The sequence below is a fragment of the Vibrio sp. 1F169 genome (genome assembly GCF_041439605.1).
GTDB lineage: Bacteria > Pseudomonadota > Gammaproteobacteria > Enterobacterales > Vibrionaceae > Vibrio > Vibrio tasmaniensis_A.
Map to the genome: position 1 here is coordinate 24403 of NZ_JBGOOI010000005.1, position 25409 is coordinate 49811.

Below are 25409 nucleotides of genomic sequence, written 5' to 3' on the forward strand. Positions count from 1 at the left end.
GCTACTTCTCCACAAACACTTCTTTGCCTAAATGGCATTCAGGGCAAAGGAAATCATCAGGTACTTGCGCCCAAGGAGTTCCAGGTTCGACGCCTTGGTAGGGTTCGCCCAATTGTGGGTCGTACACCCATTCACACACTGTGCAACGCCAGCAAGTGCAGTCTGCACTGTGTACTGGCTTATCTTGCGCTTCTTCTGGCTTCTGCTCTGTCGTATCTTTGAGCTCGGTAGTGGTGTTTGCCGGTGCTGGTGTAGCTTCAAGCGGTGTGACATGACGTGATACTTGTTTCGGTGTGCTCACTTCATCTGCTTCTACACGCCAAACCTCGGCCAGTGTCATGCCGTAATCGATACATTGGCGAAGAGCGTCTGTGTCTGGTTTCCAATGGATGTGTTGTGGCGCACTGACTTCGAAGTTAGCTTCATGTAAACGAGCGTCGATACGTTTTACTGCGCCACCTGTCCAACCTGAAGAGCCAAATGCTGCGGCTCTTTTACCAGCAAAGCGCAGTCCGTGTATTTCTTCTAGTAGCGCTGCGATTTGCGGCATCATCACATTGTTCATGGTCGATGAGCCGACTAGAACCCCTTTTGAACGGAAGATATTGGCAAGGATGTCATTCTTATCGTGCTTAGAGATATTAAAGACTTTGATTGCCGTTTCTGGGCTGCCTTTACGGATACCTTTTGCGATTGCGTCAGCCATCATGCGAGTGTTGTTCGACATGGTGTCGTAGACAATCGTGATACGATCTTCTTTGTAGGCTTTAGACCACTTGTAGTATTGCTCAACAATTTGCGTCGCGTTGTCGCGCCAAATACAGCCATGAGAGGTGGCGATAACATCGATAGGCACACCTAAGCTCAATACTTCTTCTATTTTCGCTTTCACTAAAGGTGCGAAAGGTGTGAGGATGTTCGAGAAGTAACGCAGACATTGATCGTGCAGCTCTACTTGGTCTAGCTGATCGTTGAATAGGTTTTCATCACAGTAGTGCTGACCGAACGCATCGTTACTGAACAGGATCTCGTCACCTGTGAGGTATGTTGCCATCGAGTCTGGCCAGTGCAGCATTTTCATCTCAACAAAGATGAGTTGCTTACCGTTACCGACATCGAGCGTGTCGCCTGTTTTAACGGTTCGGAAGTTCCAGTCAGGCTGATGGTGATGGCCAACAATCGAGTTAACGCCAGCTTCTGTGCAGTAGACGGGTGTGTTTGGAATTTTGGCTAATAGTGCTGAAAGGGCACCTGAGTGGTCTTCTTCAGCATGCTGACAAATGATGTAGTCGATCTCATTGATGTCGATTTCCATCTCAAGGTTTGCAAGGAATTGTTCAGTAAAGCGATGATCAACGGTATCAACAAGCACCGTTTTCTCTTCACGAATCAGGTACGAGTTATAACTGGTACCTTTGTTCATGTGGTATTCCTTACCATGGAAGTGTTCTGTTTCCCAATCGTGGACGCCAACCCAGTGAACATTTGATTTAACGTGAATAGTCATAATGATAATACCTTATTTAAATATCTAAGGTCATCATTGCACTAGTTGTGCCATGTTTTTAAGTGTCTGTTTTTAATGTGTTTGTTTGGTCTTTTGTTATTTGAAGAGTCATTTTGACGCGATGCATTTTGTGGTTAAAATGAATCCTAAGTGTCTTTATGACTTTTTGGATTGATAGCGGTTTGGCAAGAAAATTAATGATGTTTGCTCAGAAAGAGCAGGGTGAGGAACATGTTTCAATAAAGGGGATTATAGCGTAACTCCTGCGCTTGGCGAATTAGAACACGTGGATTGATTAGGTATTGGTGGTCTAAAAAGCGACTTGAATGGCTAAAGCTGAGATAGAAAGGATGGATGAGAAATACAGACATGAAAAAGGCCAGACGAGTGTCTGGCCAAAACAAGGCAGTGTAATTTAACAGTCTGAAGTGCTGTTGAAACTATATTTTGTAAAACGAAAAAGCGTTTTAAAAATTAAAGTGTTGTAGCAGTTAAGCGTTGTAACTGTTTAACGTGTTATAGCTGTTGATTCATTTGTCATCTTAATTAACGCGTTAAAGCGTCGTCACGATTTCATCAAGAGCTAGACGTGCTTTGGGTTTACCGTGGTTATAGTCTTCGCCGTCTTTGTGGTAGCCGATTGCTAGCGCTACATCAACAACGTGACCGTCTAGTTCGTCAGCAAACTCTTCACTGATCATAGCGGCATCTACGCCTTCCATCGGTGTTGAAGCAATACCAAGACGAGCCAGTGTGTGCATTGTGTTACCTAGTGCGATGTACACCTGAGACTTAGTCCAGTTACCGTTGAAACCTGTTTCGTCTGTGTTCATTTCTGCGAATGCGTAAGCCCCTAAGAACTGCTCGTACATTTCAGCGGGTAGGTGACCAGAGCTTACTTCTGTGTCAGCACGCTTTGCGAATTTCTCTTTAGTGTACTTAGGATCGTGAGCAAACAGGATCGTATGTGACGCTTCTTTCGCATGCGGTTGGTTAAACTGGAACATGTTCTCGAAAGTATTGTGGAAGCGTTGTTTTGCTGCGTCACTCTCAATGATGATGAATTTCCAAGGCTGAGAGTTGATAGAAGAAGCTGACAAACGAAGTGCTTCTTTGATTACTTCCATGTCTTCCGCAGAGATGCGCTTTTCTGCATCGTATTTTTTAGCTGTGTAGCGAGTGTTTAGATCTGAAATGATTGGATGAGTCATGTTGAATCCTAATATCTATCAATAATAAATGTTGTAGGGTTTTATGTTCGGTAACGTCAACAATAAACGGATAACGCATTTAGGCTATATCTCTATAGAAGTCGTTTCTAGAACAGTCAGCCTCTAAAAGGCTGAACGCTTAAATGGCTATCGAACATGCCCCAATAAATCGAGTATCTGCGGTAGCTCAAGTCGATGGGTGTAAGATAATAGAAGATTGGCTTGGGAAAAATAGCGAACACATCAAATCACTATGGTTAATAATGTCCATAATGATTTGATTAGTGTGATCTGGATGTGTGTTGGTTTTCGAAAATCAGCCAGTTAGTACGCTTTGATTCCATATTGGCGTAATAAAGAGGGAAGTACACTGTCGAGGTTTGGGATATCTTCAGGGTTAAGTTCAATCAAGCTAAAACCGTGCTCTTGGTAAACTTTCTTGGTCGCATTTCGTTTGTCTTCTTCTATAGGGCCTGAATCTGTTCCCCAGAATTGAATGTATACCTTGCCGCTTGGCAGGTAGAAATCGCTCATTACTTCTTTTGATATCGGGAGCGGACGTTCATAGGCATGAACCACTCCCGCCATATAAAGCCAGTTATCGATGATCAGCTCTCCCTTTGAACGTACATAATGTCCGTCTAAGGTTCGGTGTTTCGCCTCAAATTTCTGACGAAAGCTAGAAAACGAGACATCGGTAGAGTGGCTTTCAGCATCATGCCCTAGAAATTCGACAACAGACTGCTTCAAACGTTTATTGCGAACCAACGAATCGTGCCATACCACAAATAGGTTTTGAGTCGCTTTATCTTCCCTTTGCTCACCGCCTGCTTTTAAGCCTGTTGAGGTGACATGCCAACCATCTTCTTCACGTGTTATCCAACCAAGCTCGCTGAGCAACAGGTTAATTTTTTTTGCGCTAAGTTGAAAGGCACTGCCTAGTTGAGTTGCCGTTAGCGTTTTTCCAGAGAAAGAATCTAGGTCGATGAGTAGTTTTTCTGGCCAGACAATAAAGACACCAAACTTCTTGTGTTCGACATACTCCCCACCAAAGCTTTCGCCTCGTTCTGTGAGTACCCAACGCTCCTGTGAACGCACGATATAGCCAGCTGTTTTCAAATCACTGAATAGAGCCTTCGCTTCTATCCCTTTTTGTTTGGCTAGTGCTGATGTGGAAATCTTGTCTGGCATAGTCTGTTTCTCAATTAGCAGTAGAACTGCTGATTAATGTTGAGGGGCTGTTGTATAGAATAGGGAAATACAATAACACAACTGTTGATACTAACTGCAGTTCACTGGTCCATGTTTTTAGTGAGTATTCGCTCTCATTTTGAATGTTAAGCAAAATGCGGTCTAACTTGTAATTAAATTACAGCTTTAGGTTTTTTTCTCATCTTGGTGCATATTTATCATTCGTAATACGATGTTCTTTTATACGGCTTATATGGATCTTAGATGCTATATTTTATTAGGTGTGATTTGTGTCACCATTTATTTTTAAGTATTACAAAATAAAGTGTGACGTGTATCTTGTGTTAATGATATTCACTCTCATTAACTTGGCTTTGTAATTTAAATTCATAGTGTTTTTGTGATCCAAGGTGTACTCATTAACCCGAAAGTGTTTTTTGCGTGTGATGGCTGTCACTAAAATTGGGCTGAGGTGCATTTTGAAAATGTTGTGATACATTTTAATCGACTTTTGAGTACACACTTTCGGTCATTTGACCAACCAATACATTACGGGGTTCTACCTATGTTATCACCAGAAGCAAAGATTAAGGTTCAAAACTTTGGTCGTTTCTTATCCAATATGGTAATGCCAAACATCGGCGCATTCATTGCGTGGGGTTTCATTACTGCACTATTCATCCCAACCGGTTGGTGGCCTAACGAAACGTTAGCATCAATGGTTGGCCCTATGATTACATACCTATTGCCACTGTTGATTGGTTACACTGGTGGTAAAATGGTTGGTGGTGACCGCGGTGCGGTAGTGGGTGCCATCACGACAATGGGTGTTATCGTTGGTACTGATATCCCAATGTTCATGGGTGCAATGATTGTAGGTCCACTAGGTGGTATCGCAATTAAGAAGTTCGATGAAGCTGTTCACGGTAAAGTGAAGAGTGGTTTCGAAATGCTAGTGAACAACTTCTCTGCGGGTATCATCGGCATGATCTGTGCGATCATCGCGTTCATCGTGATTGGTCCTGCGGTTAAGATTCTGTCTGGCGGACTTGCTGCTGGCGTAAACGCAATGGTGGAAGCGGGTGCACTACCTCTAGCATCTATCTTTGTTGAACCTGCGAAAATTTTATTCCTAAATAACGCAATCAACCACGGTATCTTCTCTCCACTAGGTATCCAGCAATCTGAAGAGATTGGTCGCTCAATCTTCTTCCTAATCGAAGCAAATCCAGGTCCTGGTTTTGGTCTTCTACTGGCTTACATGGTGTTTGGTAAAGGTAGCGCAAAGCAATCTGCGGCTGGTGCATCTATCATCCACTTTTTAGGTGGTATCCACGAAATTTACTTCCCTTACGTTCTAATGAACCCACGTCTAATTCTTGCGGTAATCGCAGGTGGTATGGCTGGTGTATTCACTAACGTAATGTTCGATTCTGGCCTTATTTCTCCAGCATCACCAGGTTCTATCTTCGCAGTCTTACTGATGACGCCAAAAGGCTCTTACATCGGCGTGATTCTATCGGTTATCGCAGCAACGGCAGTATCGTTTGTTGTAGCGTCAATCCTTCTTAAAACATCAGCGCAAGATGATGAGGAAGATTCACTAGAGAAAGCTTCAGCACAAATGAAAGACATGAAAGCGTCTTCTAAAGGTGCAGCAATGGGGGCAGATATCAACCTAGCTGACGTGAAAGCAGTATACGTAGCGTGTGATGCGGGTATGGGTTCAAGTGCAATGGGTGCAGGTCTACTTCGTAAGAAAGTTGAGGCAGCGGGCCTAAATATCACGGTAACTAACTACGCAATCAACAACTTACCAGCTGATTCACAAATTGTTATTACGCATAAAGATTTAACAGACCGTGCACGTAAAACCATTCCTGGTGCAATGCACATGTCTCTGAACAATTTCTTAGATGGCGCAGTATACGACAACCTAGTAGCAGAACTTGTTGAAGCACAAAGTGGTGAAGCGAAGGTAGAAGATCCGGCTCCTACGGCAGCACCAGCTCAAGAAGGCAACAAGCTTGCACTGACTAATGACAGCATCTTCCTTGGCCTTAAAGCGACTCAGAAAGAAGACGCAATCAAGTTTGCTGGCGAACAATTAGTAAAACTTGGCAACGTATCACCAGAATATGTAGACGGCATGTTTGCTCGTGAAGAGCTTGTGTCTACTTACCTAGGTGAGTCTATCGCAGTACCACACGGCACAATCGAAGCGAAACAGTACGTACAAAAAACCGGCATTGTTTTCTGTCAGTACCCTCAAGGTATTCAATGGGGCGAAGATGAAGATGATATCGCGAAGATGGTTATCGGTATTGCCGCACAAGGCGATGAGCACAACATGGTGCTGATGGCTATTACCAATTCACTCGATGATGAAGACGCTGTGGAATGCCTACAGAACACAACAAACCCTGCTGATGTTCTACGTATTCTCAACGGAAACTAACAAGCTCTAGTCAAGCTCCTGAGTGAAGGAGGCCAGTATCCCCCTACTGGCCTCATTTCCGGTCTCAATCTTTATCTGTAGATAAAGGTTCGATCTGAATAGGTCACTGCTTAATGCCTAGGACGTGATTGAAAGCGGCATGTGTTTGAGTGGTTAGCTATTTAGATTCAAATAATTATAAGGTCAAAATTATGAAAGCGTTACATTTTGGTGCAGGTAATATCGGTCGTGGTTTCATTGGTAAGCTTCTTTCTGATGCTGGTATGAAGGTTACGTTTGCTGACGTAAATGAAACGGTTGTAAATGCGTTAATTGAACGCCAAGAATACCCAGTTAAGATTGTTGGCGAAGAGTGTGTTGTCGAAGTTGTTAAGAACGTGTCAGCAGTAAACTCAGCGACAAGCGCAGTAGTAGATTGCATTGCTGAGTCTGATCTTGTGACGACAGCAGTGGGCCCTACGGTTCTTAAAATCATCTCTAAGTCTATCGCTCAAGGCATTGAAAAGCGTGCAGCTGCAAACAACACTGCGCCAATGAACATCATCGCGGCAGAGAACATGGTTCGCGGTACTAGCCAATTAAAAGCAGCCGTGTTAGATCACCTTTCTGATGAAATGAAAGCGTTCACTGAAGAGCACATTGGCTTTGTTGATTCAGCGGTTGACCGTATTGTTCCACCGGCAGAAGCGGGCGAAACAGACCCTCTAGCGGTAACGGTTGAAACGTTCAGCGAGTGGATCGTAGACCAAACACAATTCAAAGGTGAGATTCCAAATATCCCAGGTATGGAATGCACTGACAACCTAATGGCTTTCGTTGAGCGTAAACTGTTCACGCTAAACACAGGTCACTTAGTAACGGCATACCTTGGTGTGCTTGCCGGTCATGAGACTATTAAAGATTCTATCGAAGACGACGTAATCCGCGCTGAAGTAACAGCGACGATGGAAGAGAGTGGTGCGGTTCTGATTAAGCGTTACGGCTTTGATCCAGAAGCACACGCTGCCTACATCCAAAAGATTCTAGGTCGTTTTGCTAACCCGTTCCTACGTGATGAAGTAGACCGCGTTGGTCGTCAGCCAATTCGTAAACTGAGCCCGCAAGACCGCCTAGTTAAGCCTCTAAACGGTACATTAGAGTACGGCCTACCGAATGCTCACCTAGTAAAAGCAATCGCTGCTGCGTTCCATTACAAGAACGAAGACGACCCTCAAGCGGTTGAACTTCAAGCAATGTTCGCAGAAAAAGGCTTTGCTGAGACATTAGCGCATTATTCTGAGCTGAATAGTGACTCAGAAGTTGTTAAACTAGCGGAAGAAGCTTATCTAGCATTGAAATGATAAACCATCAAAGTGCCACACCAGTGGCACTTTATTCTTTTAGAGCAACCATGCCCATACATACAACACACGAATCAGATTTACTTGAAGAACTAGCCGAATCAGCTAATGCTGCGGAGTGCCTGTTGTGCGCCTACGATGTCTTAGAAGACATGCTGGACGCTTTGTTGAAAAGTATCTTCTATAAAGATGACTACGCAGTAAAATTTGTTGTTGACCCTCTCCTTACCACTGATGGCCCTTTAGGCGAAATTCTTGTTCGAACAAAACTATTGTTAGGGCTAGGCGTGATCAGTAAAGAGGTGTATGACGATATTGAAGTTTTCGTTACTCTAAAAGAGTGGGTAAATATTCAAGAAGGTCAGGTAAATTTCTGGGACCAAGATGTCGTTTTTGAACTTAATCGTATCAATGCTATTCAAAAAATGATGCCAATCGACTATGACCCGGAGTTGGTCGAAGGCATGTCTGATGATATGAAGCGGATGTTTTTAGAGCGTCACTTTCAAAAAGTGCGCTCTACGATAGTGCTAGCGGTTAATGATATACATCAGCAGTTAGCGAAAGAGAATGTGCTGACCTCTTAAGCTATCTCTAGGTAGTGAAAGTAAGCTCGGTGCTATTTATGATCTACTTTTGTCAACCACAGATCACACTGATCGATGAGCTCTTGCAAAAATTGTGTTGGGTTCGCAAGTTTCTCATTTCCTTTTACACTTGTTGTCGTTACCTGCCAAAAACTCAGTGAGACTAGGTTTCTTTTGTATAGGAACTCATTTAACTCTGCTGATGAAAGCGCAAGGGTCTCCCCAAACACATCATATAACTGTTGTATAACTGGCTTTAGCTCTGTGATAGTGCCTTTCAGAAACTGCTCTGAAGTCAGGTTTTCAATGGCTTGGGTATCACTAGAACTGTTTTGTTTACAAAGTGCTCTAATCGACTGGTAGAGTGAGTTTTCCAATCTTTGTACTGAAAGCAGAGCTTTTCCAAGTAGAGATAGTTGTTCATTGCTTAGGTTAGTTGTGTCTGTCATTTAAGTCAGTTCCTAATAAATTGAAGTCTGTTTTACCTGAATTTTGAGCTAGCTTGTTCGGGCGTATAGGTGTCTGCATTGAAAATAATATAGTCACCGCTTATCAATTTTTCACATTGAATTTGTCCTTTAAAGCCAATGCTGCACAGTTTTTTTAGCAAGTGTGGCTTGGCGTTATCGTAGACAATATTTAAAAAAGGAAGGTGGTTAGAGTGAACTACGTTATGTAGATTAAACTCTTCTAATGCCTCTGAGAGGTGATCACTGTCAGTCAGTTCGATGACCTCGACAATTTCATTCAACAACATGTCTATTTCCATATTTTTTAGTTGATAGCGATTGTGACATAAAAAAAAAACCACTTCCGATAGAAGAAGTGGTTTTAATTCTACAATCAAGATCTACATCAAATTATAGGTCTTGAATGTTCTCAGCTTCTAGCTCTTGGAAGTAGCGAAGAGTCTTAACTTTTAGCTCTTGTTGAGCTGGCTCATCAGCAACGATGATAGCTTTACGGTGCATCTGTAGAGCGGTAACAGTCCACATGTGGTTTACAGAACCTTCGATAGCCATTTGAAGCGCTTGCGCTTTGTTGTGGCCTAGAGAAAGGATCATTACTTCTTCAGAATCTAGAAGAGTAGCAACACCGATAGTTAGTGCGTATTTAGGAACTTGGTTGATGTCGCCATCGAAGAAACGAGAGTTCGCGATACGAGTGTCTTCAGTCAACGTTTTGATACGAGTGCGTGAAGATAGAGAAGAACCTGGCTCATTGAATGCGATGTGACCGTCGATGCCTACGCCGCCCATGAACAGGTTGATTTTTCCGTATGAACGGATTTTCTCTTCGTATGCTGCACAGTGAGCATCGATGTCTTCAGCTTTGCCGTCTAGCAGGTTGATGTTTTCTGCTTGGATATCAACGTGGTTGAAAAAGTTCTCGTGCATGAATGTGCGGTAAGACTCTGGGTGGTTAGGGTCGATACCAACGTACTCATCCATGTTGAATGTTACAACGTGCTTGAAGCTTACTTCGCCAGCTTTGTAAAGTTCAATTAGCTCAGCGTAAGTAGTTAGAGGTGTGCTACCAGTAGGAAGACCTAGTACAAATGGACGCTCAGCAGTTGGAGCGAATTTGTTGATCGAATCTGCGATATGACGAGCAGCCCATTTACCTACTTTTGCTTTGTTGCTTAATGGAATAAGTCTCATTGATTTTGCCCCTAGAAATTAAATATTATAGTGTTCTGAAACATTAATTCGCATTATAAAATAAGTTATCAGATTCCGCTATTGTTTTAGGTCAAGTTTTTGCCTTTTTGATCATATCTGTGATTGGAATTCTCAAAATTGCACAATTATTGTATGGATATTTGGTGGCGTTAAACAAGATTAATACGTTTGTCATATATCGTCGGATGGATTTGATTCAGGGGCTGAAGGATCAACAAACTTTATTGGATGAAGGGTAAGGGGGCAATGAAAATACGATCAAAGTATGGTGGCTATGTGGCACTGCCGTACAAAAAATAAGGAAGTTTCGCCGACAGGCGTGAATTATCATTGGGTATATTTAAGAATAGTGATTATTCAAAGGTATCACTATGAATTGTATATAAATATTGGTAAAACTGGACAGGTTGGCTAAACTTATTAATTACGAAGAAGATGCGAGTTTATTTTAAGTTCCCGCTAATCCGAGATGAACCCAAAAAAAGCTCAAAGTGATGAGGTATCACTTTGAGCTGTTTTACTAATCTTCTAACACTAACTCTCTTTCGTATTCTTCCCGAGAAACTTCGCTGCGTTTGCAGCCGTTTAGGGTATGAAAGCGACGGCGTCCACGAGCCAGTTGAATGTACTTCAACCAAACACGCTCTAACTTGGACTTCGCCTTATGAGGGTGAGACAACACTTTGATGAAGTGTTTTTCTTCTGAGTTGCTTGGCGAAAGTTCGCCAGTCTCAAGTGCAAGCATAGTGTCACCAAACAAGGTTAGGATTTCCTCTTCTGAAAGAGTAAAATCACCCGACTTAGCAAACCCTCGTGGGAATTTAATGGTGTCATAAAAACGTTTTTTTCCGTGTCGGAATTCGGTCTCAGACATATCAGCCTCAGTAATGTGGTTAGATAGAAATTAGTGTTTATTGCTCACGCGAAAATATTGTTAAAAGGCTAAAATAGGAAACAAAACGTTTTTGCCTTTACGATAAACAATCCTAGATCGGCTAGTTAGCAGATTTATTACAGAGATGTATTTTTGATGGATGTGAAAGTATTTAGAACCTTTCTTGAGGTTGCAAGGGTGCGCCACTTTGGGCGTGCAGCTGAAAACTTGTATTTAACACAAGCAGCGGTGAGTGCGCGGATCAAACAGCTTGAAGGCTATTTTGATACTCAGCTCTTCATTCGTGACCGCAATAACATCAAGCTTACCTCTTCCGGTGAGCGTTTGATTGGTTATGCTGAAGTGATGGTATCCACCTTACAACAAGCCAAATTTGAGCTGTCGTTAGAAAGTGGAAAAGCGTTGCAGTTAACACTGGGTGGCACACCGAATATCTGGGATGCGTATCTACAAAACTGCTTAAGTGTGGTGACCGACTCTTTCGGTGGCTACGGCTTTATGGCCGAGGTGATGGGGCGCGAGCAACTGAACCGTAATTTGTTAGAACGAACCTTAGATATGGCTTTCGCTTTTGATCAGATCAAAGCGGAAGAGCTGAACTGTAAAAAAGTCGCTGATTTGGTTTTGGTGTTGGTATCAACACAACAAGATGATCTGGAATCTGTATTCCAACATAAATACGTTTATGTCGATTGGGGAACGCGCTTCGGTTCTGAACATGCCGAGCGTCACCCAAAAGTGCCCGCGCCGTATTTACGTACCTCTACTGCACGTATTGCGCTCGATTTTATTTTAGAGAAAGGTGGCAGTGCGTATTTACCTGTTTCTATGGTTGAACCTTTTATCGAGTCGGGTCAATTGCACAAGGTCAAAGGGGTTGAAGACTGGTATCGCCCAATTTACCTGAGCTACCGTAAAAGCAGTACTTCGGTTGATGCGATCATTCAGGTTGAGAAGTTGGTTAATGAAATTGACCCATCGACTGCCTACACGTTGCAACAAGCCGCTGAACAAACACCAGAGTAACAGCTGTTTCTGTAACCAATATGCTTTGTTGATTAAATAAAAATGGCTCCTAACTAGTTATATAGTTGGGAGCCATTTTTGTTTTTACACCAGAAATGTATTTCTTTTCGTAACTAGAGATCGTTTCTAATTCCATAAATATCGTTTAAGCCTGGTATGCGTAACCTTTTTTAAAAGCCCTATCACTTCAAAGCACTATTCTTCGAAAATTCTAGAGATTCATTAGATTCTCGATAGACTCTTCAAGAGAGTGTGACATGTAAGAATGGATTTGATTGCCATCCGTTGCGTCAATCTCAATCTTAGAAATCCCCTTATCCGCTTCGTCTTCAAGAAAGCTGAGAGACTGCTCGACTGATTGACTGGTGAGAACCTGTTGGTTTGATAAAACAATACGACACGTGTGAAGAACCATAGCCTTTTCCTTTTTATATTCGACAGGTCTCTGCATCTTAGTGTGCTGAGTACCTATCGTTGACGTTGTGAGAAGAGTTTCTTCTCAAGGTTAAATTTAGTCGAATTGCGTAAAAAGAAAACCCTTTTTTGTGATTTATCTAACCTTCAGTTCCGAAAATGGCTAGCGACAATGACAGTTCACGGTAAACTTTTAGGTATCGGAGTAAAAATTATGGCAAATGGGAAGAGCACAGCATGTCGAGAAATATTCATCACAACAGTACGTTAACGAGTGAGCAGTGTCATTTAGCTCGATACGCGCGAGATGCTCGCTTTGATGGGATGTTTTTTACGGCGGTAAAAACAACCGGAATTTTTTGTCGTCCGATTTGCCCAGCAAGCCCGCCCAAAGAAGAAAATGTCGAGTATTTTTCTCATCAAGCTCAGGCTTTGAAAGCGGGTTATCGCCCTTGTTTACGTTGTCGTCCAGACAGCGCGCCTTTTTCTCCTGCGTGGAAAGGGGTTGAAACCACTTTCTTACGTGCGATGCAGTTGATTGATAATGGTGCGCTGAACTCAGGGTCAATCGTCGACCTTGCCACTCGATTAGGTATTTCAGACCGATATTTACGAACCTTATTCGATAATTACATCGGCGTGTCACCAAAGCAATATAGCCTTTATAGCCAATTGATGTTTGCCAAGCAGTTGCTGCACACCAGTAGCATGAGCATTACCGATGTTGGCTTTGCGAGTGGTTTTAATAGCACGCGTCGTTTCAATGATGCTTTTCTAAAGGAGCTGCAGCTCTCGCCAAGCCAAATTCGGCGAACAAAGCTCAGTGATAATCTGCGCAATCATATTCAGCTAGGCTTTCACGGACCATTGGACTGGAAGCATTTGCTGGATTTCTATCGACGAAGAATGATTGAAGGCGTAGAGGACGTTGGCGAAGATTATTATAAGCGCACGGTAAATGTGAACGGCTCAAAGGGTTGGTTCAAGGCGACTTTAGCCAAAGAAAACCGCTTGGATATTGAATTTGAGTTGGACGATATAAGTCAATTAAGAAGCTTGATTGCTAACATTCGACGCATATTCGACCTTGATGTCGATATTGCCCAGGTCGAGGCATTTTTTACAACCATTGACCCTAACTTGGTGGCCAAGAGTGGCATCCGCATACCTGGTGTGTGGAGCGCTTGGGAAGCTGGGGTAAGAGCGATTCTCGGGCAGCAAGTCTCGGTAACAGCGGCCATTGGTCAGCTTAACTTGTTGGTGCGAGAGCTCTCTGGTTCATATCAGGTTTCTGATTTACAAGAGCAGGCTAATTCACAAGAGTGCTCTGACTTACAACAAATAGCTGATGCATCAGAGAAAGCGTATTTCCCTACACCTAAACAAATAGCTGATGCTGATGTGAGCTTTCTAAGGATGCCGGGAAGTCGTAAGGAAACCTTAAAGCGTTTTTCCCAATACATGGTCGACAACGAATCCGAGCATCCTTCTAAGTGGATTGACCTCAAAGGCATTGGGCCTTGGACGATCCAATATGCGCTGCTGCGCGGGCTCAGTGAACCTAACCATTTGCTAGTAGGCGATTTGGTGGTGAAGAAGTTCATTGAGCATCGCCCTGCTATTAATGCAGAGAGCGTTTCACCTTGGGGAAGCTACGCCACATTCCATTGTTGGAATAAATCTTAATCGGAATACCAAGCTAGGAGATATCATGGCTAACCGTTTTACTTACTACGAGAGCCCTCTGGGCACCGTGACGTTACAGGCGAACGATGAAGGGCTACTCGGCCTTTGGTTTGAAACTCACACGACCAAGCCTGAACAGTTAGGTGTTCAAGATGATAGCTTTCCGATCTTCGCGTTGGCTATCAAACAGCTCAATCGTTATTTTGCTGGAGAAGCTATCCAGTTTTCTGTGCCGATCGCAGCCAAGGGCACTCCGTTTCAGCAGTCGGTTTGGCAGGCTCTTACTGCCATTCCTTATGGAGAAACATGGAGCTATGCACAATTGGCCGATGCAATTGGTAACCCAAAAGCGGTGCGTGCAGTGGGTTTGGCGAATGGCAAAAATCCGGTGTCTGTGATTGTGCCGTGTCATCGTGTGATAGGTAAAAATGGAAAGCTGACGGGTTATGCGGGTGGCGTAGAACGTAAACAACGCTTGTTAGTGATTGAGGGAAGAAAACAAACTTAGAAAGCTACTTAGCTAGCGACTTGAAACTCTGTTCTGTCGGTTAAGGTTGAAGGTTTGTACGACTCAGGAGGAATATTAAGAGGCCTCAAGCGTGATTCTGCAATAAAAACGTGACTTTGCAATAAATTCGCTACTTTCTGGAAAATAATGATTTGGTTGCATATTATTTAGCCATGTTTTTTAGGCAAGGATGCCCAAATGAATAACCATCATTTTCTGATAATAGCTTTCACTAGTGTGTTATTGCTGACCGGTTGTTTAACTGATACTAGTCGCCCCTTTGAAGTACCGCAGCTTGTTTTGTTCAAAGGGATGTATGAGAACGCGGACGATAACAGCTATCTACTTTTTGAGTCAGGACAAATGACCTATCAAACAATCGGTAACACGGTCACTAGAACTTATCGTATTGAAAATGATTTGATTAACATCGAGTTGAATTCAGGAAATAGCCGAGTGGATTCTGGGTTGATGATGCGAATTCAACAAGAAGGAGCGGTGTTAACTTGTAACCAGTGTCCAGCTGTGCAGTTAAGCAACGTCTGGACACGCGTTGATACGCCTTTAGTTGATATGCCTTAGACTAGAACATATCACCGTTCAGCCATAGGTGAGCGGCGATACTGACCCCATAACCAATCATGATTACTGGCATCCATTTCAAATGGCCAAAGAAGGTGTACTTACCATGTGCTGCCCCCATTAATGCCACACCAGCGGCACTACCAATAGACAATAAGCTGCCGCCAACGCCTGCGGTTAGGGTGATCAGTAGCCAGTTGCCCATCGACATTTGTGGCTCCATGGATAACACCGCAAACATGACCGGAATGTTATCGACAATAGCCGATAAGATCCCCACCATGACGTTGGCCCAAATTGGATCCCACTGGCTATACATCACGCCCGAAGCTAATTCCAAGTAACCAAGTAGACTCAAGCCACCGACACACATTACCACGCCGTAGAAGAACAAAAGCGTGTCCCATTCGGCATGAGAAACTCTTCGAAATACATCGAACGGCACAACAGAACCGAGTCGCTTCAGGGCGCCTTCATCGTTATTGGCGATCGCCACTGCCTTTTTCTTGGCGAGTGAGTTGGGCAAAGTCTTGCGTAAGTAATAGCCAAAGAACTGCAGATAGGCGAGCCCCATCATCATACCCATTACTGGAGGGAAGTGGAGTACGGCATGGAAAGCAACAGCGGTCGCTATTGTCATAATAAACAAGAATACGATACGCCTCGCACCACGTTTTAATTCAACGTGTTGATGGACTGTGTCGGGCTGAGTGGTGGGTACAAAGTAAGACATGATCAACGCAGGGACGAGGTAATTCATCACCGAAGGAATAAACAAAGGAATGAACTCACTAAAACTCACATAACCAGCCTGCCACACCATGAGCGTTGTGATGTCTCCGAATGGACTGAATGCACCGCCAGCATTGGCGGCTATCACGATATTCACGCAGGCTAGGTTGACGAATTTAGGATTAGAACCTGCCACTTTAAGAACCACAGCGCACATCAATAGAGCTGTCGTGAGGTTGTCTGCGATCGGTGAGATAAAGAAGGCCAGAATACCGGTTATCCAGAACAAAGAGCGAAAGTTAAAGCCTTTGCCTACCATCCACGCTTGCAGCGCATCAAACAGTCTCCTCTCTTCCATGGCGCTAATGTATGTCATGGCGACGAGTAGAAAGAGTAATAGCTCGGCATATTCCAGCAGGTTGTGTTCGAGCGCTTGTTTGGCGACTTCAACAAGGTTGTGTTCTTGGTAGGTAAAACCAATGATTATCCAGATTAGGCCCGCTGCAAGTAGAACTGGCTTGGATTTTCGGAGTTTTAGGTATTCTTCCATCATCACCACGATGTAGGCGACAACGAAAATGGTCAGCGATAGGTAGCCAGCAAATGAACTGGTTAGTTTGAGCGGCTCTCCCAACTGAGAAGTGGCAGCGCCTACTACCGTAGAAAAAAATAATAAAGAGAGAACAGCAGAAAGCTGGATACCTAACATGGATTACGCTCCGAAGTTAATAAGTTATTAACACGGGTAAAAGCGTAGACCTAAATAACCCTGTTCAGTGTGATAGATATCTTAATAATTCAATAGATTATATAGAAAACAGTAGATTGGGTGAAAACGTGAGATCACGATGAAAGATTTTTTTGAACTTTCTATTCGAAGCCTGATTATTGTGGCGATTATTGTGGCGATTATGTGCGTTTTTGATTGCGGTGTTGAAGCTAGGTTTGTTTAGTTTTGTATGAGAAATATTCTAATTTTTTAGCGTATACCTCTACTTTAAAATTTGAATCACAGTTTTATATGTTGCTTTGGTTCTTTTATTTAAACCGATGCACTATTTGATTTTGGTCATTAACCTTTTGCTCATTAGTTTGCACTATCTATATGTGTTCTGTTCCACATAAACGAGATGTATAGAGGTCCTTATGACTAATCCAACCAAAACCGATCGTAAAGTCACGATCGGCAGCTATATCGCACTCGCGTTCGCGATTGTGTTCTTTTCAGGCTTAATGCAGTCCAATGAATGGTATGGAGTGCTCGATTTTACGACGCTCAACGGTTCATTTGGTAAGGTCGCTTACGATGTGAGTGAGTCGGCTGATGGTATCCAAGCGGCAACGACGTCACTGCGTGGTAAAGGCGGTAGTGGTGCGCGCGACGGTTTCATTTTTGCATTGACACTTATTCCGACCGTGATGTTTGCACTGGGTATGATCAACGTACTTGAGCACTACGGTGCACTGGACGCGGCTCGTAAACTACTAACTCCACTACTTCGTCCTTTAATGGGCATTCCGGGCAACTCAGGCTTGGCACTGATTGCTTCTCTGCAAAGTACCGATGCGGGTGCTGCGATGACACGTCAGCTCAAAGATGAAGGGCATTTGACTAAGCGTGAAACCGATGTGTTCACCATGTTCCAGTTTACTGCGGGTGCGGCGATCGTTAATTTTTTCTCTTCAGGTGCGGTGTTGTTCACTCTAACGGCGATGGATGGTTCTTTGGCAGTGACATCGTCAATAGGTCTTGCTGTTGCGGTGATGTTTATCTTCAAGTTTGTTGGTGCGAACTTATTCCGCCTTTACCTCAATATTACTGAAGGTAAAGAAGACAAAACAAAATCAGACAAAGAACAAAAACTGGAAGAGGAAGTAGCATAATGAGCGAAGTTAAAGCAAAGAAACCAATGGTTACTGATATTTTCGTTGAAGGTGCTAAGAAAGGCTGGGTTATTGCGACAACCTCTACAGTACCTAATGTTCTGATGGCGTTTGTGATTATTAAGGCGTTGCAGATTACTGGTGCACTGGATCTGATGGGTAGTGTGTTTGCACCTATCATGGCGGTATTTGGTTTACCGGGCGAAGCGGCAGCAGTATTGATTGGCGCGTGGATGTCGATGGGTGGTGCAGTCGGTGTGGTTATCACGCTATTTGACCAAGGCATTCTGAACGGCAACCATATTGCTATCTTGGCGCCAGCTATCTACTTGATGGGTTCTCAGGTGCAATATATGGGACGCATCATGGGACCAATTGGTACTGAAGGTCGTTATATCCCTGTGATGATCGCGATTTCAGTATTGAATGCGTTTGGTGCTATGTTTTTGATGAACATTATTTTGTAACGTGGCTTTGAACGGTTAGCTACTATTTGAACGGTTAGCTACTATTTGAACGATCAGTTACTAATAGCTTTTCGATGTTGAAAAAAGAAACCCCGTTTGGCTTTCACCAAACGGGGTTTATTCTTTTTCGTAGCCATCCTGCTACTGACGTTGTTACTTATTTTTTAATAAGGTCACGTATGCTCCTTGCATCGTTCCTTGATTTGGCTAAATCCTTTAACCTATCCAATCCATCGCCTTCCTAGCGGTGTCCATGCTAACTCATCATCCTGACAAGTGACTCTATCCTAGAGTAAAACTTCCTTGCTGATCACTCATCCTAAGCCATCAAATCTTCATCCTGAAGATACCTAATCCGTTAGGCTTTTTCCTGTTCCTGCCAACTCCCTGTCGACATGAGTATTAAACACTTTGGAGGCTTTATTCGCAATTAGCCTTAGGAAATAAATATCCTCGCTAACTAAAATAAATATGCGTGGATTCATATAAAACAAGGGGTTGGGTTTGTAATTTTTCTTTTTTCTGCGAAGCTTGACTGTGATCTCTTACGTTCGGTGTGAGAGATCTCTTACAAATGTTCGGGCGCGAATATCATTCGTTGTCGAACTCATCCGTCGATAGGTGAGCGAAATACGCTCAACAAACTCAAAGTAATAGGAAAATATAATGGTTACAGCACTTTACGCAGCCTTGCTGACGGTCGTAATGATTTGGTTGGCGATAGAAGTCATTAAGCAAAGACGAATCAATCTGGTTGCTCATGCAGATGGCGGTGTTGAGTCGCTACAGATAGCACGCTCCGCACAAAGTAATGCAATGGATTACATCCCAATTACGGTTATTTTGATGGGCTTTTTGGAGATGAATGGTGCCAGTGTGTGGCTTATTCATGCCATTGGTGTTGCATTTATTCTGGGGCGTGTGATTCATGCAAAAGGTATTCTGGCAAAAAACTTAAAGGGTAGAAAAGTGGGCATGGTGTTAACGCTTATCTGCATGATCTCTTTGATTGTCCTAAACTTAGCTTACCTACCTTTTGATAAAATGTTCTAGGGAGCATTATGGCATTGCACCTTCCCCCTGCTTGGGCGATTGTCCTTGCGGGGTTAATACTCAACATCATGGCTATTGTCATGTCGAGCTTGGTGCTCGACAAAATTGAAGCGGAAAAATCGGAATACAACGATCGTAAATACGGTAATGTGTACTCAATACAACTGGCCTGGAATACGATCGAAACCTTAGAGCGCAAGCGTGAAGCCATTCTGATCCACCTAGATAAACCCTCAACAGAAACCGCTCAACCTGCCACCATCCTCGATGAAGCGCTGCGCGGCCAACTCCGGAGTTGGGTGAGTGAGGAGGTGCCAGCCATCTCGTTGGCTAATTTACCCAAGCTTATGATGCTGATAAACAGTGCTCAAGAAGCCCAACGAGCACGAATTGATGACTACTATTTGGATAATCTGACCTTGGTTGAATTAATCCAAAGGCTCGATGAAAAAATGGCTTTCTACAAGAATATTGCCCTGTTTCTTCAGGTGTTTGGTTTAGCACTTATCTTAGCTCGCGACCTCGCTAGAAGGCCTTAGTATCTATTTATCTACCACTTACTTAGCTACCTAGTTATCTACCCATCGACTGGTATCGCTAGCGAGACTCACTTGGCAGGTTAGGGTGCTGCTGGCCTTGGTACTTCTGTAATTGTTCTTTTAGCCCTTTAAACGTGCTCAGTGCACTATCAATCGATAATTTGTTCATTAACCAATTTGGCAGGATGCCACCTGCGTTCGCGTAAGCGGTATAGGTGATATAGGTATTACCATTGGTGAGCGGTTGCAGAGTCCATAAGGCATCTACATCATAAATTCGAATGTACCCCGACTCTTTCGCCAAATAATCAGACGCATCCTTGATCGACAAGACAAACTGCCCATCCTCGACGCTGTATTTTGAGTAGGTCACCATATCGCGGTCTCTGGCAGGCCAAGGCGCTTTGAACTGGGTATAGACGATATTTTCATCCTCAGATATCTGCATCAAAACACGACTTTCCGATACGTTATCTATCCAGTTTGGCACGTTCGCGCTGTCTTCCAATAACAGCAAAAAACCAGAATAAGTGGTGGGCGTTTGCATTTGTGCTCGTATTTCTACCAAGCCTTCAGTGTGAGGTCTCTTATCAATGATGATGCCATCTTCACTTTTCACGAACTGCCATGGAGCAGCGTAAGTCAGTGTTGATAAAGCATAGAGTCCGATTGCTAAAATCCTAGGTAATATCATTATTCTTCCATGAAAAGAAAAGCTTATCTTTAGGAGTATAGAATAAAAATGGTTTTGATTCGTGCTGAAATCGCACTGATTTCTCTCTGATTTGAGCGTTACATCGCTGTTTATCTTGGTGTTATCAATAATTGGCTGCTTATTTGTATTTGAGCCGTGAAAATAAAAACGGAAGCGTTCGGTCGCTTCCGTTTTGTTAGTGGGCAATGGATAAACGTTGAAGGCTAGAACCTAGAACTTAAAGCTTGTAGGCATCCACGGTTTTTATAGTGGTCCAATTGCTGTTGGCGTCTTGGATGAATTCTTGCGTATTCTCCAGCCAACGCTTTTGAACTGACTTATCTAAGTTCAAGTACAGCTTCCCACCTTCTACTTTCCAAGCTAGTGGGTCCGTTTCAAATTTCTTACCCATTGCCACACCAAAGGCACAATAGCCACCATATTGAGGTGCATAAGCCGATGGGTTAGATCGGAATTCATCTCGGTTTTCACTGCTCACAAAGTTATAAATCGCATTCTTATAAGTCGCTGTGAATTCAGATGTGCCTTTAACTGGCCCCTCATTGGCAAAGTAAGCGACAGGGTCATAACCTTTAATGGCGAGGTCATTGTTGTCGACACTCATATCAAGGTCTGCTGCCATTAACGAAAAGCTGGTTCCTAGTAACGCGGCCAATAGAGTGATTTTTTGACTGGTCGATTTCATGTGTGACATATCAAGTTCCTTGTCAGTGTTGGTTATTTTGTTTGAAGTAATTTAGCCCACTTGTCCGGTCTATAAAGGGACAAAAGAACTAAAAACTAAGCGAATCGTTCGGAGAGTGCATGGATCTGCTGTCACAATTAATGGAACACTTCTCGATACGCACTGGCGTTTTCTATTCTGGAAACCTGTGTGGGGTGTCGTCATTTAACGCGCAACAAGGCAAAGAAGGGCACCTTCACGTATTGAGAGCGGGCGAGTTGACCTTATCTGGTGCTCATATGGAATGCAGGCAGCTTTCTCAGCCCTGTATTATTTATCTGCCGAATAGCACACCACATGTAATTGAAGGTGTGGGAGAAGGTGCTGAGCTTGTGTGTGCGAACGTGGAGTATCGTTCAGGGCAGATGAATCCTTTATTATCGGCTCTGCCCGACATGATAGTGATTCCGTTTGAAGATGCACCGAACTTAATGCCTGTGATTGAGGTGCTGTTTCGAGAGTCGGGGCAAGCATTTTCAGGACAACAATCGTCAGGGCAGCAATACCTAATGGACAAGTTGAGTGATGCGTTGATGGCGTTGATTTTTCGTCATCTCATTGAACAGCAAAAAATCGATAGCGGCGTTTTCTCTGCTCTTGCACACCCAAGGCTTGCTGCTGTGGTGACGGCTATTCACCGGTTGCCTGCTCGTCACTTTTCGGTTGCAGAAATGGCGTCATTGGCCGCGATGTCTCGAACTCAGTTTATAGAAGCGTTCAAGCGTGAGGTGGGTGAAACGCCGGGAGATTACGTGCAAAAGTGGCGTGTGTCCGTTGCTCAATCTCTGTTACTGCAAAATAAGCCCATCAACTGGGTTGCCGATGAAGTCGGTTACAACAGTTATTCAGGTTTCTCACGCGCATTTCAGCATGTATCGGGTGTGTCGCCACGTCAGTGGTTAAAAGAGAGTAACGCATAAGAGGGAAAGGGATCTTGAAGTTTAAAGTTGCCAGTGAAAGCGAGTTAGTGCTTTCACTGGCAAGGCGAACCTCATTGCAGAAAAGAATGTTACATCGGGGCAAATTACAGACTGAGGGGGGTCACTAGGCCTGTAATACGTCGTTGGCTAGATGAGCACTAACGAAGTAACCAGTGGCGCAGTGGCGTTTTTTCTATACCAGCGATCAATATAAAGCTCAGGGTAAAGGTGCCGAAGAACACGGTGATGTCTTTAGCTAGCTCAGTGATGCCCAATACTCCGCAGACATTGAACAGCAAAATAATGATCAGCAGATGGCAAACGTAAATACCCAGCATACGATTCGAGATAGCGCGAAGCCATGCGTAATCGCCGATGTTTGGATTAGCTAAAAGCCACATGAGCACACCAATCCCCCACAAAGCTGTACCAAATAAGAAATCGTGAATATTAAAGGCGATATCAAATTGGGTTAGCCATGCCGCTTCGGCAAAGTGGATGACTATGCCTAACGCCAATAACCCTAATGCTTTGGCTGGGGACACTTTCCATTGATGCTGACGAATGAGGAAACCTAAGGTCACCATTAACGTGCTGAAGAACGGACCGTTGCGTGTGAAGAAAGGGGCACTAAGGTCGGTTAAGCTCGTGTAGCTGCCCGCCAATACACCATAGACGTAAAGCAGAATGGCCACCGGCAGTAGAAGCTTATCGAGCTTCATCTCTACCATCAAGGCGATGATCAAAACCGCGCACACAAGGGCGGGAATGAACCATAAATGTACCAACCCACCCTCTAAGAAAGAGTTGAGTGGGGTATTCATTAAGAAATCCCAATAGCCTTCACGTTCACCGAGATAGCCAAATTCTTCTACTTTCGCGAGATTGAATGGCATCACTAAGCAAATGATGCTCCATGCCAACCAAACTTTGAGTAGTGGTTTGGAGTAGTTGGTGAAGGTTGTCCAAGGCGATGCTGTGAGCTTAGGTTGGATCAGATAGCCTGAAATAAGGAAGAACAGAGGCACGGCAAAACGAGCGGTTTGGTTGAGCACATAACCAACCCATGGCACTTCATCTATTTGCCAATAAGTGAGTGCCATTTGGCCGTGCAAACCAATGATCGCCAAGATAGCAATCACTCTGCCTAACTCGATACTGGCGATGTGTTGTGAAGGCGTATGTTGAACGGAAGACATATCAGATCTCTCAGTAAAATTTTTACGAAATCTAGCAGCCTTTATGCCCAACCAGTTAGTCCTAAATCAAGGCTTATGACCTTTGTTTCAAGGCTTGTGTCGGTTTTTTGAAGCCTGTCGCAGCTATATTAAATCCATTGCAGTGAGTGCAAATATACCTAGTGTACAAGTGATAAGAGAAACAACAGTAGTAAGAGCGATGATGTTAGCCGCGAGTGTTGAGTTTCCTCCCATCGCACGCGCCATAACATAGCTTGCCGCTGCCGTTGGTGCTGCGCTCATCAAGAAGATAAGTCCGAGATCGAGCCCTTCAAACCCTAAGTACCAGCCAGCCAGTGTAGTCAGTAAAGGTGAGGCGATTAACTTGTAACTAGAGGCGAACCACGTAGACAACTTTTCTTGTTTAAGCGAACTAATATCTAGAGAGCCACCAGTACAAAGTAGAGCCAAAGGCAACGTCATGTTGGCAAAGTATTGACCAGCGTCTGTCACCATTTTTGGAATGGGAATTGAAAGTGCATAGAAGACGACCGCTAAGAAAATAGCAATGATTAACGGGTTTTTGGTGATGGACTTGGCGATCACTTTAATGGCTTTAGCGCCGGTGTCTTTGCCTTTGGGTGTTAATGCAATCACGGCTTGAATGTTATACAGCACGGTCAGGGATGCGACATAGATAGCAGCCAATGCCACGCCTTGGTTGCCATAGATATTAGCCACATAGGCGAGGCCAATGATCGCGGTATTAGCGCGGAATCCACCTTGGACAATCACACCTTGATCTTTCGAGCTTTTAAATACCAATTTGGTCGAGAAAATAGTAAACAAGAAAAAGACAAAGTTAGCAATGACGCCAAACGCAACTAACGCGCTACTGGCTGAAAAATTATGATTTGATTGAACAATACTAAGAAATAGCATTGCTGGTAAGGTGACTTGAAATACCACCTTAGATGCGACATCAATGAAATTATCATTGATCAAGCCAATTCGCTTGAGCATCACACCAAGAAACAGCATTAAACAGATAGGGCCTGTTACCGACGCCGAAAACGCAAACTGTTCCCAAAGTGTGTTCATTCTCTTTCCCTAGTTATTAAATATCTATAGTTACTCAATCGATCTCTGGTTAGCTCAGTAATCGGTAAACTCAAATTCCTTTGAATACTGTCGCATTTTTCCACAGTTTCTGACATCAGAGAAAACAAAATAAGTGTTTTGCAAATAAGAATTGCAAAAAAGAACGAACGTGCTAAAAATGAAGCATGAGATTTATTATTGGTGAATAATGAGCAAGGGAAAGATAACTAAAGAGTATATTTTGAGCCATGCATTTGCACTTGCGAGTGAGAATGGGCTTGAGAGTTTGACGATTGGCGAGTTAGCCAAGCAGTGTGGCATGTCTAAGAGTGGATTGTTTGCGCACTTCAACTCTAAAGAGAACCTGCAACTCTCTGTACTCGAGTACTCCAACGCCATATTCACCGATAGAGTCATTATTCCCGCAAGAGAGCTGGGAGATGGTGATATTGAAGCCAAGCTTAAACAACTGCTCGATAACTGGCTGGGTTGGAACCACTCGTTCCAAGGCAGCTGCATGTTTATTGATGCTTGGAAAGATGCAGGCAGCGAAACCTCGGTGATTCAGAAGGCACTGCAGAAAACCATTTCAGTGTGGATTGATTACTTGACGATTCAGGTAGCGAAAGCGGTTGAAAGCAAACAGTTCAGAACTGATTTAGACCCGAAACAGGCAACTTTCGAGTTATATGGCCTCTATCTAAGTGCGAATTTGTTCTACTCATTACGAGGGCAACAAGCGAGCCACACCCATTTTTGGAGTGGTGTACAGCGCTTAATCGCTAGCTGGAAAGCGGTTTAATACATATAGCAGGTTAACTCGTAAGCTACTTAGCTCGCAAATCATGAAGTTCGAAAATCATGGAATTCGCAAAGCATGTGACCTTGCTTAATTAATGTTTGCAAAAGATTTTAAGATAAGTGGCGGCAAGCAGTCATAAACGGCGCTATCGCCATTTTTATACTAACAAATAGCACGGTCGTTCGATTTTTGGGCCGAGCTCGATCC

General features: G+C 43.6%; 26 protein-coding genes. 13 read left to right on the plus strand and 13 right to left on the minus strand.

The genetic code is table 11. From position 1 onward, the window contains the following. Position 1 precedes the first annotated feature (1 nt). From norV to ACED53_RS03390, 3 genes are all read right to left on the minus strand, one after another. The gene (gene norV / locus ACED53_RS03380) at positions 2–1507 is read right to left on the minus strand and encodes an anaerobic nitric oxide reductase flavorubredoxin (RefSeq protein WP_017100717.1); all 1506 of its coding nucleotides are present in this window, start codon (positions 1505–1507) and stop codon (positions 2–4) included. A 554-nt stretch (positions 1508–2061) separates the two neighbouring features. Continuing rightward, complete coding sequence (locus ACED53_RS03385) at positions 2062–2718, minus strand: NAD(P)H-dependent oxidoreductase (protein WP_017100720.1); 657 nt, start codon at positions 2716–2718, stop codon at positions 2062–2064. Between the two features lie 324 nt (positions 2719–3042). Continuing rightward, the gene (locus tag ACED53_RS03390) at positions 3043–3909 is read right to left on the minus strand and encodes a hypothetical protein (protein ID WP_009846100.1); all 867 of its coding nucleotides are present in this window, start codon (positions 3907–3909) and stop codon (positions 3043–3045) included. A 565-nt stretch (positions 3910–4474) separates the two neighbouring features. On the opposite strand from ACED53_RS03390, the gene ACED53_RS03395 reads away from it, so the two are divergent. The 3 genes from ACED53_RS03395 to ACED53_RS03405 all read left to right on the plus strand — a co-directional run bounded on the left by ACED53_RS03395 (position 4475) and on the right by ACED53_RS03405 (position 8294). Next, positions 4475–6367 carry a PTS mannitol transporter subunit IICBA gene (locus tag ACED53_RS03395; protein ID WP_017100722.1) on the plus strand — a complete coding sequence of 631 codons (1893 nt, stop codon included), beginning with the start codon at positions 4475–4477 and terminating at the stop codon, positions 6365–6367. 191 nt (positions 6368–6558) lie between these two features. After that, positions 6559–7707, plus strand: a complete 1149-nt coding sequence (locus ACED53_RS03400) for a mannitol-1-phosphate 5-dehydrogenase (protein ID WP_017100723.1) — start codon at positions 6559–6561, stop codon at positions 7705–7707. Between the two features lie 50 nt (positions 7708–7757). Continuing rightward, positions 7758–8294, plus strand: a complete 537-nt coding sequence (locus ACED53_RS03405; RefSeq protein WP_017100724.1) for an MltR family transcriptional regulator — start codon at positions 7758–7760, stop codon at positions 8292–8294. Between the two features lie 32 nt (positions 8295–8326). On the opposite strand, the gene ACED53_RS03410 is transcribed toward ACED53_RS03405, so the two are convergent. The 4 genes from ACED53_RS03410 to ACED53_RS03425 form a co-directional block, all read right to left on the minus strand. Then, positions 8327–8743, minus strand: a complete 417-nt coding sequence (locus ACED53_RS03410; protein WP_009846104.1) for a hypothetical protein — start codon at positions 8741–8743, stop codon at positions 8327–8329. A gap of 32 nt (positions 8744–8775) precedes the next feature. Next, positions 8776–9051 carry a hypothetical protein gene (locus tag ACED53_RS03415; protein WP_009846105.1) on the minus strand — a complete coding sequence of 92 codons (276 nt, stop codon included), beginning with the start codon at positions 9049–9051 and terminating at the stop codon, positions 8776–8778. A 103-nt stretch (positions 9052–9154) separates the two neighbouring features. Continuing rightward, complete coding sequence (gene nagB / locus ACED53_RS03420) at positions 9155–9955, minus strand: glucosamine-6-phosphate deaminase (protein ID WP_009846106.1); 801 nt, start codon at positions 9953–9955, stop codon at positions 9155–9157. A gap of 541 nt (positions 9956–10496) precedes the next feature. Next, a complete protein-coding gene (locus ACED53_RS03425) occupies positions 10497–10850 on the minus strand; it encodes a DUF413 domain-containing protein (protein ID WP_017097795.1) in 354 nt (117 codons plus the stop codon). A gap of 156 nt (positions 10851–11006) precedes the next feature. Between ACED53_RS03425 and ACED53_RS03430 the strand changes: the two genes are divergently transcribed. Next, positions 11007–11897: a LysR family transcriptional regulator gene (locus ACED53_RS03430; protein WP_029225450.1), complete on the plus strand. Its 891-nt coding sequence runs from the start codon at positions 11007–11009 to the stop codon at positions 11895–11897. A 211-nt stretch (positions 11898–12108) separates the two neighbouring features. On the opposite strand, the gene ACED53_RS03435 is transcribed toward ACED53_RS03430, so the two are convergent. Next, on the minus strand, positions 12109–12312 hold the full coding sequence (locus ACED53_RS03435; protein WP_012601212.1) for a hypothetical protein: 204 nt from the start codon (positions 12310–12312) through the stop codon (positions 12109–12111). 236 nt (positions 12313–12548) lie between these two features. Between ACED53_RS03435 and ACED53_RS03440 the strand changes: the two genes are divergently transcribed. The 3 genes from ACED53_RS03440 to ACED53_RS03450 all read left to right on the plus strand — a co-directional run bounded on the left by ACED53_RS03440 (position 12549) and on the right by ACED53_RS03450 (position 15087). Further along, entirely contained in the window at positions 12549–13997 is a 1449-nt protein-coding gene (locus ACED53_RS03440; RefSeq protein WP_017100725.1) for an AlkA N-terminal domain-containing protein, read from the plus strand. A 25-nt stretch (positions 13998–14022) separates the two neighbouring features. Then, positions 14023–14505, plus strand: coding sequence for a methylated-DNA--[protein]-cysteine S-methyltransferase (locus tag ACED53_RS03445; protein WP_017100726.1), 483 nt, complete (start codon positions 14023–14025; stop codon positions 14503–14505). A 198-nt stretch (positions 14506–14703) separates the two neighbouring features. Continuing rightward, a complete protein-coding gene (locus ACED53_RS03450) occupies positions 14704–15087 on the plus strand; it encodes a hypothetical protein (protein ID WP_012601209.1) in 384 nt (127 codons plus the stop codon). 1 nt (position 15088) lies between these two features. On the opposite strand, the gene nhaD is transcribed toward ACED53_RS03450, so the two are convergent. Next, on the minus strand, positions 15089–16528 hold the full coding sequence (nhaD, locus tag ACED53_RS03455) for a sodium:proton antiporter NhaD (RefSeq protein ID WP_017100727.1): 1440 nt from the start codon (positions 16526–16528) through the stop codon (positions 15089–15091). Positions 16529–16965: 437 nt separating this feature from the next. On the opposite strand from nhaD, the gene ACED53_RS03460 reads away from it, so the two are divergent. The 4 genes from ACED53_RS03460 (at position 16966) to ACED53_RS03475 (ending at position 19762) form a co-directional block, all read left to right on the plus strand. Next, positions 16966–17703 (plus strand): nucleoside recognition domain-containing protein, encoded by a 738-nt coding sequence (locus ACED53_RS03460; protein WP_009846112.1) that lies wholly within the window; start codon positions 16966–16968, stop codon positions 17701–17703. Then, entirely contained in the window at positions 17703–18170 is a 468-nt protein-coding gene (locus ACED53_RS03465) for a YjiG family protein (RefSeq protein WP_004737023.1), read from the plus strand. Before ACED53_RS03460 ends, ACED53_RS03465 begins: the two co-directional genes overlap by 1 nt. A 666-nt stretch (positions 18171–18836) precedes the next feature. After that, the gene (locus ACED53_RS03470) at positions 18837–19223 is read left to right on the plus strand and encodes an MAPEG family protein (RefSeq protein ID WP_009846114.1); all 387 of its coding nucleotides are present in this window, start codon (positions 18837–18839) and stop codon (positions 19221–19223) included. Positions 19224–19231: 8 nt separating this feature from the next. Next, positions 19232–19762: a DNA mismatch repair protein gene (locus ACED53_RS03475; protein WP_102579996.1), complete on the plus strand. Its 531-nt coding sequence runs from the start codon at positions 19232–19234 to the stop codon at positions 19760–19762. Positions 19763–19820: 58 nt separating this feature from the next. Here ACED53_RS03475 and ACED53_RS03480 read toward each other — a convergent pair whose 3' ends face one another. Together ACED53_RS03480 and ACED53_RS03485 are read right to left on the minus strand one after the other, a co-directional pair. Continuing rightward, positions 19821–20456, minus strand: a complete 636-nt coding sequence (locus tag ACED53_RS03480; RefSeq protein ID WP_009846116.1) for an START domain-containing protein — start codon at positions 20454–20456, stop codon at positions 19821–19823. Between the two features lie 238 nt (positions 20457–20694). Then, positions 20695–21171 (minus strand): YHS domain-containing (seleno)protein, encoded by a 477-nt coding sequence (locus tag ACED53_RS03485; RefSeq protein WP_017100730.1) that lies wholly within the window; start codon positions 21169–21171, stop codon positions 20695–20697. A 110-nt stretch (positions 21172–21281) separates the two neighbouring features. On the opposite strand from ACED53_RS03485, the gene ACED53_RS03490 reads away from it, so the two are divergent. Beyond that, positions 21282–22121, plus strand: a complete 840-nt coding sequence (locus ACED53_RS03490; protein WP_017100731.1) for an AraC family transcriptional regulator — start codon at positions 21282–21284, stop codon at positions 22119–22121. Positions 22122–22279: 158 nt separating this feature from the next. Here the strand turns inward: ACED53_RS03490 and ACED53_RS03495 are convergent, their stop codons facing one another. Next, on the minus strand, positions 22280–23320 hold the full coding sequence (locus ACED53_RS03495; RefSeq protein WP_102579997.1) for an acyltransferase: 1041 nt from the start codon (positions 23318–23320) through the stop codon (positions 22280–22282). Between the two features lie 123 nt (positions 23321–23443). Continuing rightward, entirely contained in the window at positions 23444–24400 is a 957-nt protein-coding gene (locus ACED53_RS03500; RefSeq protein ID WP_017100911.1) for an AEC family transporter, read from the minus strand. A 208-nt stretch (positions 24401–24608) separates the two neighbouring features. Between ACED53_RS03500 and ACED53_RS03505 the strand changes: the two genes are divergently transcribed. Next, on the plus strand, positions 24609–25202 hold the full coding sequence (locus ACED53_RS03505; protein WP_017100910.1) for a TetR/AcrR family transcriptional regulator: 594 nt from the start codon (positions 24609–24611) through the stop codon (positions 25200–25202). The last annotated feature ends 207 nt before the right edge of the window (positions 25203–25409 follow it).

Coding starts and splice junctions, on each gene's coding strand:
- ACED53_RS03480 (WP_009846116.1), bottom strand. CDS start 20,456: ATGATATTACCTAGGATTTTAGCAATCGGACTCTATGCTTTATCAACA.
- ACED53_RS03415 (WP_009846105.1), bottom strand. CDS start 9,051: ATGTTGTTGAATGAAATTGTCGAGGTCATCGAACTGACTGACAGTGAT.
- ACED53_RS03490 (WP_017100731.1), top strand. CDS start 21,282: ATGGATCTGCTGTCACAATTAATGGAACACTTCTCGATACGCACTGGC.
- ACED53_RS03440 (WP_017100725.1), top strand. CDS start 12,549: ATGTCGAGAAATATTCATCACAACAGTACGTTAACGAGTGAGCAGTGT.
- ACED53_RS03460 (WP_009846112.1), top strand. CDS start 16,966: ATGACTAATCCAACCAAAACCGATCGTAAAGTCACGATCGGCAGCTAT.
- ACED53_RS03405 (WP_017100724.1), top strand. CDS start 7,758: ATGCCCATACATACAACACACGAATCAGATTTACTTGAAGAACTAGCC.
- ACED53_RS03500 (WP_017100911.1), bottom strand. CDS start 24,400: ATGAACACACTTTGGGAACAGTTTGCGTTTTCGGCGTCGGTAACAGGC.
- ACED53_RS03400 (WP_017100723.1), top strand. CDS start 6,559: ATGAAAGCGTTACATTTTGGTGCAGGTAATATCGGTCGTGGTTTCATT.
- ACED53_RS03445 (WP_017100726.1), top strand. CDS start 14,023: ATGGCTAACCGTTTTACTTACTACGAGAGCCCTCTGGGCACCGTGACG.
- norV (WP_017100717.1), bottom strand. CDS start 1,507: ATGACTATTCACGTTAAATCAAATGTTCACTGGGTTGGCGTCCACGAT.
- ACED53_RS03505 (WP_017100910.1), top strand. CDS start 24,609: ATGAGCAAGGGAAAGATAACTAAAGAGTATATTTTGAGCCATGCATTT.
- ACED53_RS03410 (WP_009846104.1), bottom strand. CDS start 8,743: ATGACAGACACAACTAACCTAAGCAATGAACAACTATCTCTACTTGGA.
- nagB (WP_009846106.1), bottom strand. CDS start 9,955: ATGAGACTTATTCCATTAAGCAACAAAGCAAAAGTAGGTAAATGGGCT.
- ACED53_RS03390 (WP_009846100.1), bottom strand. CDS start 3,909: ATGCCAGACAAGATTTCCACATCAGCACTAGCCAAACAAAAAGGGATA.
- ACED53_RS03435 (WP_012601212.1), bottom strand. CDS start 12,312: ATGGTTCTTCACACGTGTCGTATTGTTTTATCAAACCAACAGGTTCTC.
- ACED53_RS03485 (WP_017100730.1), bottom strand. CDS start 21,171: ATGTCACACATGAAATCGACCAGTCAAAAAATCACTCTATTGGCCGCG.
- ACED53_RS03395 (WP_017100722.1), top strand. CDS start 4,475: ATGTTATCACCAGAAGCAAAGATTAAGGTTCAAAACTTTGGTCGTTTC.
- nhaD (WP_017100727.1), bottom strand. CDS start 16,528: ATGTTAGGTATCCAGCTTTCTGCTGTTCTCTCTTTATTATTTTTTTCT.
- ACED53_RS03430 (WP_029225450.1), top strand. CDS start 11,007: ATGGATGTGAAAGTATTTAGAACCTTTCTTGAGGTTGCAAGGGTGCGC.
- ACED53_RS03425 (WP_017097795.1), bottom strand. CDS start 10,850: ATGTCTGAGACCGAATTCCGACACGGAAAAAAACGTTTTTATGACACC.
- ACED53_RS03465 (WP_004737023.1), top strand. CDS start 17,703: ATGAGCGAAGTTAAAGCAAAGAAACCAATGGTTACTGATATTTTCGTT.
- ACED53_RS03385 (WP_017100720.1), bottom strand. CDS start 2,718: ATGACTCATCCAATCATTTCAGATCTAAACACTCGCTACACAGCTAAA.
- ACED53_RS03450 (WP_012601209.1), top strand. CDS start 14,704: ATGAATAACCATCATTTTCTGATAATAGCTTTCACTAGTGTGTTATTG.
- ACED53_RS03495 (WP_102579997.1), bottom strand. CDS start 23,320: ATGTCTTCCGTTCAACATACGCCTTCACAACACATCGCCAGTATCGAG.
- ACED53_RS03475 (WP_102579996.1), top strand. CDS start 19,232: ATGGCATTGCACCTTCCCCCTGCTTGGGCGATTGTCCTTGCGGGGTTA.
- ACED53_RS03470 (WP_009846114.1), top strand. CDS start 18,837: ATGGTTACAGCACTTTACGCAGCCTTGCTGACGGTCGTAATGATTTGG.